General features: G+C 59.6%; 22 protein-coding genes and 3 tRNA genes. All 25 read right to left on the bottom strand.

From position 1 onward, the window contains the following. Nucleotides 1-68 precede the first annotated feature (68 nt). Nucleotides 69-653 carry a hypothetical protein gene (locus Q0602_RS02975; protein ID WP_298838690.1) on the bottom strand — a complete coding sequence of 195 codons (585 nt, stop codon included), beginning with the start codon at nt 651-653 and terminating at the stop codon, nt 69-71. A gap of 274 nt (nt 654-927) precedes the next feature. Continuing rightward, the gene (locus tag Q0602_RS02970) at nt 928-1170 is read right to left on the bottom strand and encodes a hypothetical protein (RefSeq protein WP_298838688.1); all 243 of its coding nucleotides are present in this window, start codon (nt 1168-1170) and stop codon (nt 928-930) included. 128 nt (nt 1171-1298) lie between these two features. Then, on the bottom strand, nt 1299-1832 hold the full coding sequence (locus Q0602_RS02965) for an STY4534 family ICE replication protein (protein ID WP_298838686.1): 534 nt from the start codon (nt 1830-1832) through the stop codon (nt 1299-1301). Nucleotides 1833-2644: 812 nt separating this feature from the next. Then, a complete protein-coding gene (locus tag Q0602_RS02960) occupies nt 2645-4687 on the bottom strand; it encodes a DNA topoisomerase III (RefSeq protein WP_298838684.1) in 2043 nt (680 codons plus the stop codon). 165 nt (nt 4688-4852) lie between these two features. Then, entirely contained in the window at nt 4853-5431 is a 579-nt protein-coding gene (locus tag Q0602_RS02955) for a hypothetical protein (RefSeq protein WP_298838682.1), read from the bottom strand. 19 nt (nt 5432-5450) lie between these two features. Further along, the gene (locus tag Q0602_RS02950; RefSeq protein ID WP_298838680.1) at nt 5451-6038 is read right to left on the bottom strand and encodes a PH domain-containing protein; all 588 of its coding nucleotides are present in this window, start codon (nt 6036-6038) and stop codon (nt 5451-5453) included. Nucleotides 6039-6041: 3 nt separating this feature from the next. After that, entirely contained in the window at nt 6042-6443 is a 402-nt protein-coding gene (locus tag Q0602_RS02945; protein WP_298838677.1) for a hypothetical protein, read from the bottom strand. Then, the gene (locus Q0602_RS02940; RefSeq protein ID WP_298838674.1) at nt 6440-6931 is read right to left on the bottom strand and encodes a single-stranded DNA-binding protein; all 492 of its coding nucleotides are present in this window, start codon (nt 6929-6931) and stop codon (nt 6440-6442) included. Before Q0602_RS02940 ends, Q0602_RS02945 begins: the two co-directional genes overlap by 4 nt. A 109-nt stretch (nt 6932-7040) precedes the next feature. Beyond that, the gene (locus tag Q0602_RS02935; protein ID WP_298838671.1) at nt 7041-7505 is read right to left on the bottom strand and encodes a DUF3158 family protein; all 465 of its coding nucleotides are present in this window, start codon (nt 7503-7505) and stop codon (nt 7041-7043) included. A 36-nt stretch (nt 7506-7541) separates the two neighbouring features. Continuing rightward, nucleotides 7542-7829 carry a hypothetical protein gene (locus tag Q0602_RS02930; protein WP_298838668.1) on the bottom strand — a complete coding sequence of 96 codons (288 nt, stop codon included), beginning with the start codon at nt 7827-7829 and terminating at the stop codon, nt 7542-7544. 187 nt (nt 7830-8016) lie between these two features. Continuing rightward, nucleotides 8017-8784, bottom strand: coding sequence for a PFL_4669 family integrating conjugative element protein (locus Q0602_RS02925; protein WP_298838663.1), 768 nt, complete (start codon nt 8782-8784; stop codon nt 8017-8019). Nucleotides 8785-8860: 76 nt separating this feature from the next. Next, nucleotides 8861-10087, bottom strand: coding sequence for an STY4528 family pathogenicity island replication protein (locus Q0602_RS02920; protein WP_298838662.1), 1227 nt, complete (start codon nt 10085-10087; stop codon nt 8861-8863). Further along, nucleotides 10087-10701 (bottom strand): DUF2857 domain-containing protein, encoded by a 615-nt coding sequence (locus Q0602_RS02915; protein WP_298838659.1) that lies wholly within the window; start codon nt 10699-10701, stop codon nt 10087-10089. Before Q0602_RS02915 ends, Q0602_RS02920 begins: the two co-directional genes overlap by 1 nt. Next, nucleotides 10698-12740, bottom strand: a complete 2043-nt coding sequence (locus Q0602_RS02910; RefSeq protein WP_298838656.1) for a ParB family protein — start codon at nt 12738-12740, stop codon at nt 10698-10700. Before Q0602_RS02910 ends, Q0602_RS02915 begins: the two co-directional genes overlap by 4 nt. 2 nt (nt 12741-12742) lie before the next feature. Further along, nucleotides 12743-13246: a hypothetical protein gene (locus Q0602_RS02905; protein WP_298838653.1), complete on the bottom strand. Its 504-nt coding sequence runs from the start codon at nt 13244-13246 to the stop codon at nt 12743-12745. Further along, on the bottom strand, nt 13239-13928 hold the full coding sequence (locus Q0602_RS02900; protein ID WP_298838650.1) for a DUF2786 domain-containing protein: 690 nt from the start codon (nt 13926-13928) through the stop codon (nt 13239-13241). Before Q0602_RS02900 ends, Q0602_RS02905 begins: the two co-directional genes overlap by 8 nt. Next, nucleotides 13925-14266 (bottom strand): hypothetical protein, encoded by a 342-nt coding sequence (locus tag Q0602_RS02895; protein ID WP_298838647.1) that lies wholly within the window; start codon nt 14264-14266, stop codon nt 13925-13927. The genes Q0602_RS02900 and Q0602_RS02895 overlap by 4 nt, the downstream gene beginning before the upstream one ends. Continuing rightward, nucleotides 14263-14493 (bottom strand): type II toxin-antitoxin system HicA family toxin, encoded by a 231-nt coding sequence (locus Q0602_RS02890; protein WP_298838644.1) that lies wholly within the window; start codon nt 14491-14493, stop codon nt 14263-14265. Before Q0602_RS02890 ends, Q0602_RS02895 begins: the two co-directional genes overlap by 4 nt. After that, nucleotides 14486-14686: a hypothetical protein gene (locus Q0602_RS02885; RefSeq protein ID WP_298838641.1), complete on the bottom strand. Its 201-nt coding sequence runs from the start codon at nt 14684-14686 to the stop codon at nt 14486-14488. The genes Q0602_RS02890 and Q0602_RS02885 overlap by 8 nt, the downstream gene beginning before the upstream one ends. Further along, nucleotides 14683-15237, bottom strand: a complete 555-nt coding sequence (locus Q0602_RS02880; protein ID WP_298838638.1) for a hypothetical protein — start codon at nt 15235-15237, stop codon at nt 14683-14685. Before Q0602_RS02880 ends, Q0602_RS02885 begins: the two co-directional genes overlap by 4 nt. Continuing rightward, on the bottom strand, nt 15234-16640 hold the full coding sequence (dnaB, locus tag Q0602_RS02875; RefSeq protein ID WP_298838635.1) for a replicative DNA helicase: 1407 nt from the start codon (nt 16638-16640) through the stop codon (nt 15234-15236). The genes Q0602_RS02880 and dnaB overlap by 4 nt, the downstream gene beginning before the upstream one ends. Further along, entirely contained in the window at nt 16630-17502 is an 873-nt protein-coding gene (locus Q0602_RS02870) for a ParA family protein (RefSeq protein WP_298838632.1), read from the bottom strand. Before Q0602_RS02870 ends, dnaB begins: the two co-directional genes overlap by 11 nt. A gap of 72 nt (nt 17503-17574) precedes the next feature. Continuing rightward, nucleotides 17575-17650, bottom strand: a tRNA-Asn gene (locus Q0602_RS02865). A gap of 34 nt (nt 17651-17684) precedes the next feature. Beyond that, nucleotides 17685-17760 (bottom strand) — tRNA-Asn (locus tag Q0602_RS02860). A 27-nt stretch (nt 17761-17787) separates the two neighbouring features. Further along, nucleotides 17788-17863, bottom strand: a tRNA-Asn gene (locus Q0602_RS02855). Nucleotides 17864-18136 lie beyond the last annotated feature (273 nt).

The following is an 18136-nucleotide window of genomic DNA, read 5'->3' as shown; positions in this document are numbered from 1 at the left end:
GCTCCAGTGAAGAACGGAGCCATCCCACCGGGAAATGGCCCCGAGTGGGAGGGATAATGTTAAGTCCGCTAGGCGGCGCTATACTTCAACGCGCTCTCGGTCGGATCTCCAACGACGTTGCTCCAGCGATACCGCCATAGCTTGCCGTCGCCATCCTTGCCAATGAAAAACGTCGCCGTGTGGGCACGCACAAACGTGACCGGCGTCGTTCTTTGACCATTGGCATCCCAGCCAGCCGCCATCTGAATCACCGTACCCGCAGGCATCTCGCTAGCGAGCGTCTTCTGACGTTTGATTTTCAGACGATGCTGACGGCAAGCCTCGCGCCATGCCACAGCAAACTCTGACTGCACGTCGGACTGTTTCAAAAGCCGCTCCGGGCAGTCGTAGTAGTAGGGATGCATGGATTCATCCATGTCCTTGTAACCCCAGCCTCGATCACCTTCGCGACGGCTGCAGGGAGATGGCCCCGACAACAGATACACCGTGATAAAGCGGTAATTCTGCTCCGGCTTGAAGTACAGCAGGTAGAGCACGTTGCCCCGAAGGGAGTGGTCTATGATCTCGAATCGTCCCGGCTCGTTATGCTCATCGAAGATGTGGCGAACCAGTTCGTCGCGAGATGTCGTGGTGTAGGGGACAGTCCAGCCCATGGGAGTTCTCCTGAGTGTGGTTGCATCAGAAGAGACGTCCCCTACAGGGAGCGATCTCCCCTGATGGGTCATGAAGGGTGTGAAACGACAGAACGCCCCAAGGGGCGTTCTGATCGAGGGAGGGCGAAACCTGGTGGCTTCTTCCCGATTTACTGTGTCTTGAGTTCTTTGCGCCGATTGTCTTCCCGATGGATAGCGCGGAAGCTACCCGTCAGGATGACAGCCGATGCCACAAGGAATGGCAGCATGACAAGCGCGTAAGACGAGAAATTGCTCATTGACCATCAGCCTCCTTGGCTGTGTCCGCAATTTGTAGATCCAGTCTAACCTTGCCATAACAGCTCAACAAGGCAATGACCAGCGCCAGTGTTCCTGCAACAGCACCGCTTAAGGCACTCCCAGCGGGACCAATCACGGCACCCACGACACAAGCAGCCAGCACGGTTGATGCGATCCGTTCAAGCGCCTCTGACAGAGCTCGCCATAGCTGCAGGCGGAACAAAGGATCTTGATTCATCGGCATATCTCCAGAGTACTGCGCGGAGAAACACCGCCCGTTTGGGGAGTGAATCCCCAAGCGGGTGGAATGAAAACCGACACTGACGGGAAGCGAACTTCCCGATCAGCGCGGCGAGTAAGGTGAGATCAAGCGGCGACCGTTTCGGCAGCCCCTACCGAGCCCATGTCACCGGTCTGCGGCGCAGTGCCGGCATCCGATGACCGAGCCTCATCCTGCTGAGTGTTGGTCTCTATCGAGGCCGTCTCGTCGCGCCGGGGCGCTTCGTAGACTTTCTCGCCATCGACCTTCACCCAGTTGATGAACAGCAAACGCGCCTTGAGGCTAACGGCAGTTTCACCTGCGCGGTCGCCCTTGGTACGCGTGAACGTATCGGTATAGAGATCACCGAGTTTGAAACCGATCAGAATCTTGGGCTCAGCAAGCCCCTTCTCCTGACGATCGGCCACGGTGGCGCTGAACTTCTTGACCAGTTTCTGGGCTTCCTGACCGCTAACGCGGCAGTCGAAGCGACGATAGTCCACATCATCGGCAGGACCGGTGAGTGCCGATATGTCGCAAGCCCAGAAGGCATCGCCACGTTTCGGGGTCACTTCGCGGATCCGGTTTACGTAACCGACGCCAGTGATGTGCAGGTCGAAGAATTGAGTATCGTTAGACATGGTGTTGCTCCTTTCGGATTGAGTCGACGGAATCCGGGAGACACACCATCCCCATCGGGGAGGTGAATCCCCGGTGGGAGGTACGGCGAGTGCCGTGAATTTGGAGGTAGCATCCAACTCTTGCGAGCGCCGCGTCTCAGGATGCGTTGCGGCGTTGGGATTGCCCCAAAGGGCTAAGGGCGCTGCTATTACCGTCAGCAGCCAACGTGGTACACCATCAGATTACGCCATCGATCGATGGCGTCAACCCAGGATCATCAATCGCAAGGTGGGGCAAGCGATCAGGATCGCCCGCCTCGCCTTGGGATTGAGGACCAGAACTGCGCGTAAGGGTGCCACCAAAACCGGTATCGGGCGGCGAGATCAGGTTGCCATTATGCCAGCACGCTAGGCATGCCCTCGTAAACATGCATCGCGATGCCACAGCATCCAGTCCCGACTCATGGCGTTGGACCGGTAGGATTGTGCGCGGATCCCCGCACAAAAGGAGCCCAGGGGTCAGGCGATGGGCCTCGCCGATGAAAAACAAAGTCCAACCGGTCAGCAAGACATCCCTGGAGAGATGCCTTGCTGACCGGTCAAAACGGGAAGAACAAGAGATGGCCGACAACCGGTCGGCCTGTCTAACAATGAACCTGGAGCCCTATGTACGCCAATACAGTGCAAAGTAACTTGCGGGGGGCACGCGGTCTCACCAGGCGTCGCGCTTTGGGATTGGACCACTGAGGATCCAAAGGGACCGGCTGATAACCGTCAGTCGGCAACGGGGTACGGCTCTGATTATCCAGCAGCATTGCCTACCTGACAAGATGTTATCGACCTCTTCCTGCCGTGGTGGTCTTGGTCTTCTGACGAGAACCTCCTTTCCGCTTACCCTTCTTCCCGATCGGCTTGGTGCCATCGCAATCCGGGTAGCGGGAACACGACCAGAAGGGGCCAATGCTGCTCTTGCGTTGGCGCATTTTGGCCTGACACTTCGGGCAGGTTTCGCTCGGCGCTTCCGGGAGATTCAATTGAGGCCGCTGGAGCGCCAGGTCGACGAGTTTCTTCACCATCACCGTCTGGCGTGACATGAAATCATCCAATGTCATCTGCCCCTCGGCCACCAGGTCCAGCGCTTGCTCCCAAAGCGCTGTCATGCCCGGATTGCTGATCTGCGGCGGCAACGCTGCGATCAGCCCCTGCCCTACGGGGGTAGAAACGATGGTCCGGCCCTTCTTGCGAATAAACCCCCGCTTGAGCAAGGTCTCGATGATACCGGCACGGGTCGCCTCGGTGCCGATGCCGGCACTCTCTCGAAGGCGGGCTCGCAACCGTTCATCCGTAACGAACCGAGCGGCATTCTTCATCGCTGAAATCAGCGCCCCCTCGGTAAAAGGCTTGGGTGGCTGAGTCTGACGATCCTTGACCAGGATATCCCTGACAGAACAGCGCTCCCCCTGACGGAGAGGCGGGAGCGCCTGCGCACCGGCACCCTCCTGCTCATCGTCGTCACCGTCCTGCCCTTTGCCCTTCCCTCGGGGGAATAGCGCTTTCCAACCCTCGACCCGCACCTGGCGTCCCGATGCCATGAATGTCTCGCCGGATAGATCAAGACGCACATCGGTCTGATCGTATTCATGGGCGGGCAGGAACTGTGCCAGGTAATGCCGCCGGATGTGATCGTAAACCCGAAACTCGTCATCGCTCATGCGATCAATCCGGCAAGGTGCCGTGGTAGGAATGATCCCGTGGTGGGCCGTGATCTTGCTGTCGTTCCAGACGTGGCTCTTGAGCGTCTGATCCAGACGTTCGATCAACGGAGAGAGCTTCTGATCCGACTGCAGGAGCGCCTTCACGACCACCCCAACTTCGGAGAGCATCGACGTCGGCAGGTAGCGGCAGTCGGTACGTGGGTAGGTTGTTGCCTTATGGGTCTCGTAGAGTGACTGGGCAATATCGAGCACCTGCTGGGCACCAAAGCCAAAACGCTTCGAGCACGCTTGCTGCAGCGTACCCAGGTCCATCACCAACGGCTGCGCCTCGCGCTTGCGTGATGTTTGGACCGACGCCACTATTGCCGGGCCGTTCTGGCAGCGGGCCACCACCGCCCGCGCCGAATCCTGGTTGATGCAACGCCCTTCCTCGTCGAGCCAGTCCTCGTTCGCCGGCAGCCACTTCGCCCGGAATGCTCCACCTTCCGCCTGTAGGTCCGCAACCACTTCCCAGAACGGCTTCGGCACGAATTTCGCGATCTCCTGGTCGCGCCTCACGACCAGTGCCAGTGTCGGTGTTTGAACCCGCCCTACTGACAATACGCCCTGGTGTCCTTGCTGCTGAGCCAGTACCGAAAACGCGCGGGTCAGATTCATGCCGACCAGCCAGTCGGCACGGGAACGGCCCAGTCCCGCCTGATACAGCGGATACGTCGACTCTCCTGGACGGATACTGGCCAGCGCCTTTCGAATCGATGCCTCATCCAGCGCGGAGATCCAGAGCCTGGAGACGCGGCCCTGATATCGACAAGCGTCGAGGATTTCACGCCCGATGGTTTCACCCTCGCGATCAGCATCGGTCGACACCACCACTTCACTACTCTGCTTGAGCAGCCCCTGGATCACCTTGAACTGCTTGCTGGCATCCTTGCGCACCGTGTTCTTCCACTGCGCGGGCTGGATGGGTAGCGAGTCCAGCGACCAGCGCTTGAGTGCCGGGTCGTAGGCTTCGGGTGGAGCTTGTTCAAGGAGATGGCCGAAAGCCCAGGTGACGACCACGCCATCGCCCTGAAGGCAGCCATTGCCTTTACGGGTCGCACCCAGCACCGCGCCAATATCGCGAGCCTGAGAGGGTTTTTCGCAGAGGAACAATCGAGACATGTCACCGGGCCTCACAGGATGTGTATGTCCCCAGCGTGACGGAGAAGACCGATCGAATCAGCAGAAAACGTTAATTCTCACCATGGCGACAAAATGACTCTCCCGTAAAGCAGATACCCACCCCAATCCGAAATGACGCCACATCATGGGCATGGGCATGGGCAGTCAGTTCAATGTCGCATTCAGTCGCTGGGTCAGCGCTGACTCCATGGCATTGCCATCGTAAGGCAAACGGTCATCAGCCGGTGCCCAACTGTAGTGGATCCTGGACCCCGAACCGTTCTTCTGAATCTGCACCCGCTGCAGGATCGAATATTGCGTGCCACCGAGGGTCTGGGTGCCGTAATCGCCCAGGTCATAGAACGAGCCTGGCGTTACGGTATGTCGCCATGCGGCATCCCCCATCTGCCATTTGGACATCGTGTTCCCCTGCTCGAAATCGCCTTCCGCACGGAATCCAAAGGCGGGCTTGATGCGTGCATAAGCCGTGTCGACATCCAGCGAGCTCTCCACGTCGACCGAGCCTCGCTGTGGCCCTAACGCGTTCACATCCACGGATTCGCCCTGAGCATTCGTCGCCACCTGTTGCGGCGTCTCGTTAGGGTCATAGTTGAGTGGCTCACCCGTGATCGGATTGTTGATGCAGGTCACGCAGACACCATTGGAGTAGTAGTGATCCTTGGCGGCACAACCAGAGAGTGCCAGCCCAATCACAACAGCCATCCCCGCGATCTTGATTTCCATGTCCGTGTCTCCCGTCCAGTTAGAGGGCTTGCGTGCCTTCAAACTCGCGATAGTTGAGGCGGTGTTTTTCTGAGGTATTGAGCTGATGTATCCAGTCGGCCAATTGATAGGCGTTTGGCTGAGCAGGGATTTTCAAGATGGGATGAGAACGGTCGACGGTATCCAGAACCACCGTCCCCAATCCGAGCAGACGCTCCGTTAGCGAGCGGTTGGTGGTGATGTCCCGGATCCGCACCAGCTCGATCTGGTCTCGCCGACGACTCAGGATGCCGCGCGTGTACTCGAGACGCTGATTGGAGAACGCATAGGAGGAGGTTTTTAGGACAAGAAGCTGGAATGCCACAGGAAGCAAGCACACAGCCCAGATCACAATAAGCAAGCCGGCGACCACGCTCTCGGATGCCATGTCAGCGAGAAACCCATACGCCCCCAGGGCATAGAGGACCAGGAAGGTCAGACACGCCCCCATCACGACCCAGCTGATGAATGGCGCGATCAGCACTTTGACCGACGGTTTCACCGTGACGAGCGAGACTTCCTGCGTGGCCGAGTTTCCTGCCACCAGGTTTGCCATATCGGTGTCGGGATCCACTAGGTTCGGGTCCACCGTTCACTCCTTGCCGACCTCGGCCTCGGGTTGATGAGCCGCCTGGCGCTGCTGTTCCAACACCGCCTGCTTAGCCTCGGACTTCGCCAACCTCTTTGCCTGACGCTCGCAGTCATCCTCGATATCGGATAGCCCCTGGCGAGTCATTGGTTCATCGAGCTCCGCGAGTCCCGATCGCAGAGTTCTTGCGACACATCCGTCACCGATTGATGCTTGGCGAACGTCAGCCCTTGGCAACGGTTGGGAATCGTAGACTCCCTCAGCCCCGAATCCAGACAGTCCCATCATCACAACTCCCATAACGGCGTTGCGCCAGGAGCGGAGAACGCACCCGCACACGATGAGAGCAAGGCCGGTCAGGGCAAAGATGACCGCCACGAAATAGCCAATTTCCGCACCTGTCATTCATCATCCCCTTGACCGCTCCCCGCTGGATTCGTCCACTCGCCCTCCGGCCCAGCCGCCTTGGCATAAGCCCCCTGCTGTGTGGCTGGCGAAGATGGTTGTCGAGTGGACTGTCCCTGAGCGGGCTCCAGGACGACTTGTGATACTCGGTAAGGCAGGATCCCGACGCGATCGGCCTGGACCTTGAAGGCCGAGCGATCTTCGCCGGTTTCGCGGTCCTGCCAGGTATCCTGCACCATCCGCCCTGACACCATGACCCGCATGCCTTGCTGGTACAGATTTGCCCAGGCTTGGGCATCGCGATGCCAGATTTCGACGTTGGCCCAGAAGCCCCCTCGATCGACCATGCCGGAATCGGTCAGGACCAGATTGTCGAAACGGACGTTGACACGCAGCAAGGCTCTCGGAGCGTCATTGCCGTTACCGGGAAAGGTACGCAATTCTGGTTGGGTGCCGATGTTGCCTTCACCGTAGAAGCGGGTGCTCATGACAAAACCTCGATAAGGGGGTGTCATGACACTGTGTCCAAAACCTGCCCATCGATCAGTCAAGAATGTTAATCAGGATCGGCATGGTTTCTGCACTGATTCACTACTATCAGTGTTTGGCGTAAATCGTTTCGACGGCCTCAATCTCCTTGATCAGCCGATTCAAGCGAGTCACTTGCCGGGTTACTGCCGCCGTCTTGGCATTGAAGACCAGACGTTCGGTCTCGATCTCGATCAGCTTTCGGCGCATACCGCTGGAGATGCCGCCGTACTCCAAAACAGCCTCGAGTAACTTGCGCCCCATCTGGGTCTGCGCTTTATCTCGCCACTGAATGGGACGGACTCGTCCGCCATGAGTATTGTGCGGTTTCAGCCACAGCCCGACCTGGACCACGGTTGGGTTGTGCCGATTGGCGATGTCGGCTGACTCTTGCCACAACGCCTGGCATTCATCCAACAGCTCATCCCGAAAACGAAGAACCTCCCCCTTACCCTTAAAGGGTTTTAAAAGGCCCTTTGCGTACTGGTTCAGTGCAAAATGTCGTGATCGTTCCAGTGCAGGCGTGGCGGTCATGGTCATGTCCTGTCGGGAGTTAATAGGCTGGCTGCGTCAGTGCTCAACTTTGAGTATTCGATACCCGAGCCCCAGAAGGCCGAGCGTGATGACAAACGCCGGGAAAGACACCATCCAAAACCACCGCTGAAATTGTTCTCTATCCAGCGTCAGGCGGCCATTGGCAATCCGACTGTCCCCAGGATTTGTCAGTCCGGCGGTGTCGTAAAGCCATGCAAAACCGAAATGCAGGCCCATCAGCAGCCCGAGTGTTCCCACGCAAACCACACCGACAATCATCGGCTTTGAGGCGCTACCAGTCGTTTCCGTGTCCTTGGGGGACATTGGATAGTTCCTCCTTTGTTGCCACTGCCAACACCTGGCCCATCGTTCTGGCGTGTTGGTGGCACCAACACCTGCCTCATCGTCCTGGAGTGTTTCCACTGGAAACACCTGGCCCATCGTTCTGGCGTGTTGGTGGCACCAACACCTGCCTCATCGTCCTGGAGTGTTTCCACTGCCAACACCTGCCTCATCGTGAGGATTCGTCCGATTGAGGCTGGGCCGGTGTTGCCTCCGCCTCCTCGTCTGAGTCATCCCCAAGCAACCCCATCGGCTCAATTTGCTCACCGTCCCGATGAATCGCTGGGGCAAACTCGCTTCGCCGTGTGCCTTCCAAAATGTCCTGGGGCAACTCTCCAAATTTCTCTCGCGCCGCCCGCGCCTTGGCGTTGTTCGCAGCGAAGTCATCTCTCGTCGCGCCGCTGAAACCAGGAAACTTGACCGGGAAGTTGCACAGGGAGCGCATGGCGTGGCCGCCCTGCACGCGGATCATCTGCTGTCGTTGGTTGTTGCCGAGGAGCCCAATGTGATGTGCCAGCAAGACATCTCTGACGATCCCGTCGTAATCCATCAGTAGCATCACGGCCTTCCAACCAAACTGCCCGCCCGTGAAAACTGGGGTCACGTACGGCTGTTGGCTCATGTTACGGCTGACGTCCAATCCCTCCGGGATGGCTTCCAGGATGTTGTCGACGCGCTGTCGCACCTGATCCAGCGCTTGCTTGGTCTCATCGAGCTTCTGTTCCAGGCGTAGCAGCCAGTCATCGGCATAAGGATCATCCTTGCCAGCGGCAATGTGGATCCGCCCACACCACAGCAGGTACTGCTTGAGCCCAATGATCTGGGTCTTGCCGCTTTCGACGCCCCGGCCGTGCCATAGCAACACCGATGGGTAGGTATGCAGGGTCATCTCGATCTTGCTTCGTAGCTGCCCAACACGGGGCTCGGTGCTGGCCATGGATCCTTACCTCGGTCAATGCACTGGATGGGGCTCCATCCTTGACGAACACCGGGTCAACACCATAGGGAAAACGTTAAATGGAATTCGTCGGGTTTCTTCGTATCCCCAGCCGCGTCAGCATGGCTTGGCGCTTCGCTTCGGTTTCTTCGGACAGGGGCTGCGGTGTTGCCAACGGCACCACACGGTTTGGCATGGGACGCGGCTGGGGCGGTGCCGCGCTACGCCGCTTGTCCGCGACGGATTGTCCAAACTGGGTGAGTTGGAAATCCCCGCTCACTGCGCGCTTGGCCAGCGTGTGCAAAAACGCCATGGGAGATTTCACCTTCCCGGCATCGAGACGACCGGCGGCCTCGTCGACTACCGCTTGCCGAACATCGTTTGGCAATCCGGTCAGCATGAGCGACACGGCTTCACGTTGATCACCGGACAGTTCGAGCGGCCATGACCACACCAGCGGCGTCACGGATGCCTCGCGCGCCGTAGTATTACCAACAGAATTTGTATTACACCGTACTGTAGTACCGCGCGATGCGTCGGAAACTGCGTCGTAACCCACTGAATTTCGCATGAGTTTCCGCTGGGAACTGGGGATCGCATCACTGGGAAACTCACTGAGTTTCCGTTGGGAACTGGGGGAATCTGGCTGAGTTTCCATAGGAAACTGGGCTTCGGGGGACAGAGTTTCCATAGGAAACTCTGTATCGACTTGCTGCTTTGCCCGCCGATCGAGCCAGGCCAGCCGCGTCGGTGTATCCAGCACGCCGCTATCAGCCAGCTCCTGCTTAACGCATTCGGCGACCGCTGCCACGGCCTGATTGCCGTGGTGTGAGCACTGGATGACGTAGGCCAGATAATCGGGATCCAACGCCAGGGATTCACCGGCGGCCAGGGGCTCGTCATGCAGTACATAGACATTGCCGATCATCCGACCGTTGTCGGTGTTCCTGGCCTTCATGCCGAGCGTCATCCAACGAGTCAATCGGAGAATCGCGATGACGCGTGCCACCGTCTTGCGCGATGCTCTGCGGTTGGCACCGGATCGCAGTAGTGGCTCAAGCTCGTCGTAGGTGGGAAAGGCGGTGGTGCGATCGGTGTTGGACAGTAGCCGGATGACCTGCCATCCGAGGACGTCGACAGCCCCCAGCCGACGATCGAGGAGTAGGGCTCGCGGCACGGTCTCATGGGGGTTGCCCATGAATAACAGACCGTCGAGCCCTTCCACGTCAGACGCCGTAGCATCACCACGGCGCTGAGTCATTGAGGAGGCGGCGCGTCCAATGAGCGCCTGGTAGTGCTTCATCAGGCAACTCCTACGCGCATGACACCCTCATGTTCCTCGGCTGGCACGCTATCCTGTCGGGCCTGCTCGGGCGTGGTCCACTGCTTGATCAAGCTCCAGATCACGGCCAGCGCCAATCCCGTCTCTTCGGCCAGCACGATCATGCCGCGCAAGTCATCTACCGCATCGACACTCGCGGGATCGTGGCTGATCGTCTGCCACCGATTCCAGGCATCGTGTTCCACCGCTTCTTCGGGCATGGGCAAACGCCCTTGGCGACTGGGTACGCCCAGCAGTACCCGCCGAGACGAGCAGTCGTTCGGTGTCATGCCAAAGAAGGTGGAGAGCATCTGGACGCTGGCCCCCAGCGTGATGCATTGATCGACCTGCACATCCCGATCCTGGTCACGATCGATACGCCGTAGCGCCGCATCGAACGTCTGGTGATCCAGTTCAAACCGGGCCACGGCAGGAAACTCATGGATCAAGGCTTCGATCTGACTGGCCTGCAACCGGCTGAGACGTTGCAGCTCCTGATCATTGAAGCCCAGTGCTCGAGCACGGCGCATGTCGCCTTCCCGAATCAGGATCAGCGCCTGGTTAAACAGCGCATGATTGAATTGTGGTGTCATCATGATGCGTTCTCCCCTGCGTTCTCGGGCGTCTGCCGCAACACCCGCATCAGTCGAATGAGCCACCAGACCCGAATCAGCAGGCCGTCCGGCAGACACGCTTGCGTGTCTTCACCATGGCTGCCGACCAGCTCGCCCAACAGTGAGACTTCCGCCGGCATCTGGGGGTCGAAGGTGCCCTGGAGTCCGGCCAGGAGTTGCCAAACCCGTTGAGCGCGAACCGAGGCTTCCCCGGCCAGGGGATTCACCTCGTAACCCAGCCCCTGGTTGGCATTGAGATGCAAGGCGGCCTCGGTGTTCGTGCCACTGACCTCGATGCCTGCCCATTCGCCCAGTGCCTTGATCATCTCGCCAATCTGGACACGCAGATCCCGTGGGCTACGCCGCCAGGCCGGTACGCTCCACAAGTCCGTGATCGGTGCCACGGGGCCACCCGACTGCAGCGGCACGCTCTTGAGGGCAGCGGCTTCGAAATCGATCGCGTCTTCGCCATGCTCTCTCGCCATCATGTGGCGAAGCTGGCGATGTCCAGGCGATTCGTTGTAGGGATCCAGCGTCAGGTCATCGACTAGTGTCGCCTGCTCTTCCGGCGATCGCTCCGGGTGCGGATTGTGCTCTCGCATCAACCCATCGGCATCGAACAGTCCCCCAAAGCCATCATCCTGAGCGCCGCCCCCCTCGGTCTGGCCACCCTGGGGTTGAGGTAGCGCGGCTTGCTCCTCCAACTCGGCGTTGCGGTCTTCCAGCTCCGCCAGGCGCGCCCGCATCTTCTTGATCTCCAACGACTCATCGACGCCGCCGGCTCGGGGCACCGCCGGGCGGCGGTCGGGAGCGGGTGTCGTGTCGACTGGTGAGAGGTCAGTCTCGCCATCGTCGAAGCTCGGAAACCCGAAATCGTCGTTGTCATCGCGGCTGTCGTCGGCATCCAGCGACGGAAGCACCGGCGCGTTCCCGGTAGGCGGGGTCGGTGCCACACCCGGCTTGGGCTTCTCCGGCACGGGGGGATAGAGATGGCGGGCCATGGGGTTGCGCAGGCGCTCGAGCTCGGCATCGACCGTGGTCCAGATATCGGCCTTGTCGTCCTCGCTGGCCGAGTGCCCATGCTTACGCACCGTGAACCAGTTCTTCCACGACATGTCGATCGGATTGAAGTGCAGGCCGGTCTGCTCATGGAGCATGCCCTTCAAGCGGTCCTCGACAAGGTTCCAGGCAAACTCGGTCTGTCCTTCATAATCGAGATGCGACATCTCGTCGTGCCATGCCTGGGCAAAGTCACCGTGGAGCACGCTGTCCAGCCACGCCTGTCCCTCACCGGGGTCGTCCCGATGACGCTGCCAGAAGTCCCGGCAGCGGCCCCAGCACTCTTCGCAGAATTGGCGGTAGGAAATCAGAGTCCGTACTTGTGATTGTCCAAAACCACTCTCCAGTGTCATGGGAATCGTGGGCAGAAAATGCTCGATGGTATAGAGCATCCGGCTGATATGGCTGTGGTTGATGGTGTAACCCAGCGCCTGCAGGCGTTTCGTCAGCTCCCGCTGAGACACCGCCTTGCCTTCCGTCTCCTCGATCATTCGCTTGGCCTCGAAGATGCCCCGCGCCCGCTCGATCCAGGAGAGCTGGCCCCGGTTGTCGTTCTCGGCCAGGTGACCGGCGAGCACGTGGATCTCGCCCTGCCACGGGATGTAGTGACAGTCCTGCCGGAAATACCGTTCGTCCCCCGTCTCCTGGTAGAGCTCGTTGAGAATCGACAGGCGCGTATTGCCGCCATCGGAGATCATGAACTTGTCGTCACCGGGGCGTTGGGTGACGGTCAGCTTCTGCTTGAGTCCCACCGCCTGGATCGACGCCTTGATGTCGTCATAGGCGGGATTGCGCTGCGTCCGGGGATTGCGGTCGTAGGGCCGCAACTGGTCCAGGGTCAACGTCATCGACATCTCGACCGTTGGGGCCGGCAACCGATCCGCCGGCTTGGAATTTAGCGCCGGTCCCGGCTGCTTGAGCTTTGCCGTAATCTCGTCGGGAGTCACTGTGTGCTTACTCATGATCAAAGCTCCGGCTGCCGTGACGGGAACACATCACGGGTAAACAGGTGGTCCAACTGCCGACTCAGCCGATCGATGCCCTGCATCAAACGGAAAAGATTCAAGTCCTGTCGGGTCTCGGGCGGGTGACGCTGGGCTAACGCCGTCAGGCTGCGACGCAGATCGGACAGGTTGTCACTCACGATCACCAGCAGCTCGAAATCGCTGAGCGAGTGATACTGCCACTGCGTCCAGCGCAGGCTGTGATGCGGCTGCATCTCCAACTGGCTGGCCTTGTCGCAGGCCATATGGAACACCAGCCAGGTATCGGCGAGTCGCGAACGGATCGAGTCATCATCACGTCCCGAACACACCTCGGGGTGGTTGGTGAACCATTCGTCGAGCACACGCGACCAGTCTGCGAAGGGGTCCATCGCGCCCAGCACCAAACACTCACGGGGATCCAAGTAGCGCTCGACACCCATCACCGTCGCCTCTCGATAAGGGAAGTTGAGAATCCTAGCCATGGGACAAGGCCCTCCGTTCGTCCTGGGCAACGCTCGAGTGCAGTCGCGCCCGACGACCGGCCTCGAAGCCGCGCGACATGGCTTTGTGGTCTGCCGCTTGCTGCCCTCGATCGATGGCGTTCATTTCTTTGAGCGTGGTGTAGTAGCGCTGCTTGTAGTGATCGATCGCAGTAACGGTGTCGGTTGCTATCTCGACCGGCACGATGTGCTCGTAGGCGCCCAGCACCCAGGCCGAAGCGAAGGCATCGGAACGTCGAATCTTGGTGATCCGCTTGGCGCGTTTGCTCATGCCCGACAGAAAGGCACGCCGATCCGTGACGAGTTGGCGCTGCAGCACCTCGAAGGCGTAAGCCGCGATGCGGGCATGACTTTGCTCGCCCAGGAAGGCGTAGAAACCTTCCCAACCCGTGAAGGTCGGCCTGGCCTCGTAGACGGCCAACGTGCCGAACGCCGCGTTGACCAGTGCCGCGAGTCGATCGAGCCACTTGGGCGGCTTGCGCCCCGCTGCCGCCTGCGTGGTGGCGCGCCCGATCGTGGACGCAGCAACATCCAGTTCATTGATGCCGTGGTCCACCATCAGGCGCTGAGCCTGACGTAGGGCGATACCCGCCTCATGCTCATTGGCCGAGCGGGATAGGGCCAGGCAGCGCTCGATCTTGCGAAGGATGCGGTCGGAAGTCATTGGCCACCTCCCACCGGATAGCTCTGCGTGACGAGAGGATCTTCAACATCACTGGGTGACCGTCCTGCTAACTGCTGACGAATCCATTCCGGAGTGATACCAAGAAATGCCAGGACGTCTCTGACGTCACCGTTGAGAACAATCATCTGATCGACGCTTAACGCACATCGACCGCGCATGCCCGGAAACGCGTGGTGTGCGCGGTACCAATGCCGCGTGCAGTTGGGCAAGTCGTAGATCGGCTTGCTGGAAGTGCACATGGGTTGCAACAGATCCGCCAACAATCCCCGCACCCGAGGAGAGAGTGCTTCCAGTGCCGCGTTACGTTGATCACTCATGCTTCGCCCTCCTGCTGTTTCTGGATCCGGCGAAGCCTGGCCAGCACGTTCTTTTCGGCTCTGGCATCGCTGGGTGAGTAGCCGGTAAACACCGGTGGACAGCCCGCTTTCAGGAATCGCAGATGACCGCCTCGGGTCCGCTCGACGTCCCAACCGTGATGCACCGCGAAACTCACCACACGCTTCATGGACCGGTTCGAGCAGCGAATCGGGAGTGAATCAGCCATGACGCACCTCCCCGAGTCGTCGAGCGCTAGCGGTGATCTCCTGACGAAACAGATCCAATTGCCCCTCGATCGCTCGCAGCAGGCGGTCTCGTTCCTGCCGGATCTGGCGGCACTCTTGCGTCAGAGACACCAGCTCGGCTTTCTTCCTGACCAGTTGGAGATCCAACGATTGAATGTCGGTTGCCAGTGTCATGACGCCATCCTCCTTGCCGCCATGTCGGCCTGGCGACGCAAGGAGAGTTCCTCGAAACGCGCCATCCACTGCTGGTAGGCGTGATCCATCGACCAGGGCTGGATGTGGACGGGCAGCGGCACCACCCCCGCCAGGCAATCCCATGCCTCCCCTTCGCAAAGCAGGTCGCGCCGTTCGGTGGCCAGCAAGATCAAGTCGATGTTCTTGATGCACGGGTCCATGCTGCCGGGCAGGCCAAAGCGCGCCGCGATGGCTGCCCAGAAGCGCTCCTCGACATCCTTGAAGGCCGGGATCATGGCTTTCAGGGGAGAGACCATATCGCCGACATAGGCTTCGGTCGCATCGTGCATCAGTGCGGTGAGCTGGTGCTCTGCCGGCACGAACTGACTGGCGAGCACGCAGTGCTGCGCCACGCTGTAGTGCTGACGGGTATGACCACCGAAGCGACAGATACGACTCAGGGACCGCCCGATGTCGGAAGGATCGATCATGTGTGGCGTGGGACTCGCCATGTGGACCGAAAGACCGGAATGCGTGGTGATGAAACTCATGCCCCACCCTCCTGTGTCTGCTTCCACGCCAGGGATTCGAAGCGTGTACTTTCTCCAAGAAAGGCCAAGTGGACAGTGCCCAGCGGACCATTGCGCTGCTTGCCGACGATGAGCTCGGCCAAACCCTGGTTATCGGGGTTCTGGGCGTTGTAGACCTCATCGCGGTAGACGAAGGCGATGACATCGGCATCCTGCTCGATGGCGCCGGAGTCACGCAGATCGGCCATGACGGGACGCTTGTTGGGGCGCGTCTCCAGACCGCGATTAAGCTGTGAGAGCGCGACGACCGGGCAATCGAGATCCTTGGCCGTCGCCTTGAGGATGCGCGACACCTTGGAAATTTCGTTGGTGCGGTTTTCGCTACCGGGTTCTTCCAGCAGCTGGAGGTAGTCGACGAGGATCAGTAACGGCTTGCCGTGACGCCGCATCAGGCGGCGAGCGCGGGATTTGAGTGAGGTCGCGGTCAAGCCTGACTGGTCGTCGATCACCAGGCGGTTCTCGAACGACAGCATCTTGTTGGTGGCCAGCGTCAGCTTGTCCCACTCATGGTCTTCCAGCTTGCCGGTGCGCAGACCGCGCAGGTTCAGCCGCCCCTGGCTGGCCAACATTCTGAGCATCAACTGGTCTTCGGGCATTTCCAGTGAGAACACGAAGGCCGGCGCGGTCGCCCTGTCGCTTCGCCCTTCTGTCAGCACCAAGGCGTTCTCGACCAGATTGAGCCCGAAGGTGGTCTTGCCCATGGAGGGACGACCAGCGATGACGATCAGGTCGCTGTTCTGCAGGCCGCCGGTCAGTGCATCCAGATCCTTGAAGCCGGTCGGGGTGCCGGTAATGCCATCCTTGGCATTGAAGGCGCGATCGATGGTGTCGACTGCCCCCGAAATCGCCGCGCGAAGATCGAAGGCTTTCTGTTGGCGATCTTCGGCCAACTCGAATAGGTGACGTTCGCTGTCCTCGATCAAGCGCTTGCTAGGCAGCTTGCCCTCGGTCGCTGACTGGTTGAGGGTGCTGCCCATCTTGGCGAGCTGCCGGCGCAGTTGATGCTCACGCACGATGCCGGCATAGGCGACGATGTTGGTCGCTGACGGCGTGTTGCGAGCCAACTCGGCCAGGAAGGCCAGGCCACCCACGCTCTCAAGCTGGCCGTCCTGTTCCAGGTGTTCGGAAAGCGTCACCACATCGATCGGCTGATTGTCCTGGGCAAGCGCGTGCATCGCGGCAAAAACACGGCGATGCGCGATGCCGTAGAACGCTTCGACGGACAGGATTTCGACGATCTCATCGAAGCGATCGTTGTCGAGCATCAGCGAGCCCAGCACGGACTGCTCGGCTTCAATGTTGTGAGGCGGAACCAGCCCCATCCATTCGGTGGAATTCGCGGGAGTGAACGTCTCAGTGGACATGACCCACCCCCGTGTTTTTGCTGGATGACGCGCCGACCGCTTGGATCGCCTCCGCCCACTCGGGGTAGAGCTCGGCGGCGACGGCCTTGATCTGGTCTCCACAAGCGGGCGATTTACGGCGATAGGGTTTGGTGGACTCTATGCGGTGGACTGGCAGGCTTCTCAGGGCAGCGGTGCGATACGCCGACAGGTTAACCAGTGACGCATTGAGAACTCGGATCCCGGCATCATTACCTTCGGCGAACATGCTGCGGATACTGCCCGCGATCTCTCGGGCATCGCGAAGCTGGTCCGACATTTTATTGAGCAGGACCGCGAGGGGTGGGACGTCAAATCGGGTGTACTGCGACAGTTCCTGCAGCTCTTTCATCAACCCCTGCGTGCCACGCACGAACTCACGAGCCGTCAGTAACTCAGGAACAATGGGAGAGACAATCTGGTGGGCGGCCATGACGGCCATCTCGAGGACGACAGAGCGTGCGCCCTGTGTGTCGATGAGGATGGTGTCATAGCGTTCGGCGAACCGTTCCAGTAGCCCGATCAGGCGAAAGCGACCATTGGGGGCGTTGAGCAATAACTGCTGCAACTGACTCTGGTGGTCGTTCGACATGATGATGTCGAGGTTGGCAATGGCGGTATGGGAGATGATCTGATCGAGATCCACCAGGTCGGTGGCGAGCAGTTCGTAGGCCCCGCCGGACGCGGTATCGGTGATGTCGTAGTAGGTAGAGAGGGTCGGCTGGGAGTCCAGGTCGATGAGGAGTACCCGGAAGCCCGCATCGGCCAAAAGGCCGCCAAGATTGGCTGTGACGGTGGTTTTACCGACGCCACCTTTGGAACAAACTGTTGCAAGAACACGCATTGACTCGCACCTCGTCCAAACCATGAATGGAGCGAGTGCAGGGCATGCAGAGGCGTTGTATTGCGGAGGAGTTGGCTCCCTGAGCAGGACTCGAACCTGCGACCCAGCGATTAACAGTCGCTTGCTCTACCAACTGAGCTATCAGGGATCGATGTGAGCACTTTTCGACGCGATGATAGCGATGGCTCCCCGAACAGGACTCGAACCTGTGACCCAATGATTAACAGTCATTTGCTCTACCAACTGAGCTATCGGGGATCGTCGTTCACCGCTGGCTGATGATGTTGGCTCCCCGAACAGGACTCGAACCTGTGACCCAATGATTAACAGTCATTTGCTCTACCAACTGAGCTATCGGGGACCATCTTCAGCACGCGGCGTAGTATACGCGTTGAGTCTTTTGCGTCAAGGCCGGGGTACAGGATTTCTCGAATTGCCGGAAAGGAATAATCGAACACAATCAATACGCTGCGCATCCCCTCTCCCCTCCTCGACAGGCCTGATGACCGTGCAGAGCGCATCCGGGCGAACGAAGGGATTTCGCGGAGACGGTTTCGCGGGAATAGGGAGGATAAGCGTTGGTGGCTACGCCCTGATTCGAACAGGGGACCCCATCATTATGAGTGATGTGCTC

The sequence above is a fragment of the uncultured Salinicola sp. genome (assembly GCF_937921195.1).
GTDB lineage: Bacteria > Pseudomonadota > Gammaproteobacteria > Pseudomonadales > Halomonadaceae > Salinicola.
Note: the sequence above shows the minus strand (reverse complement) of the source record. Positions and strands in the feature narration are given on the sequence as shown.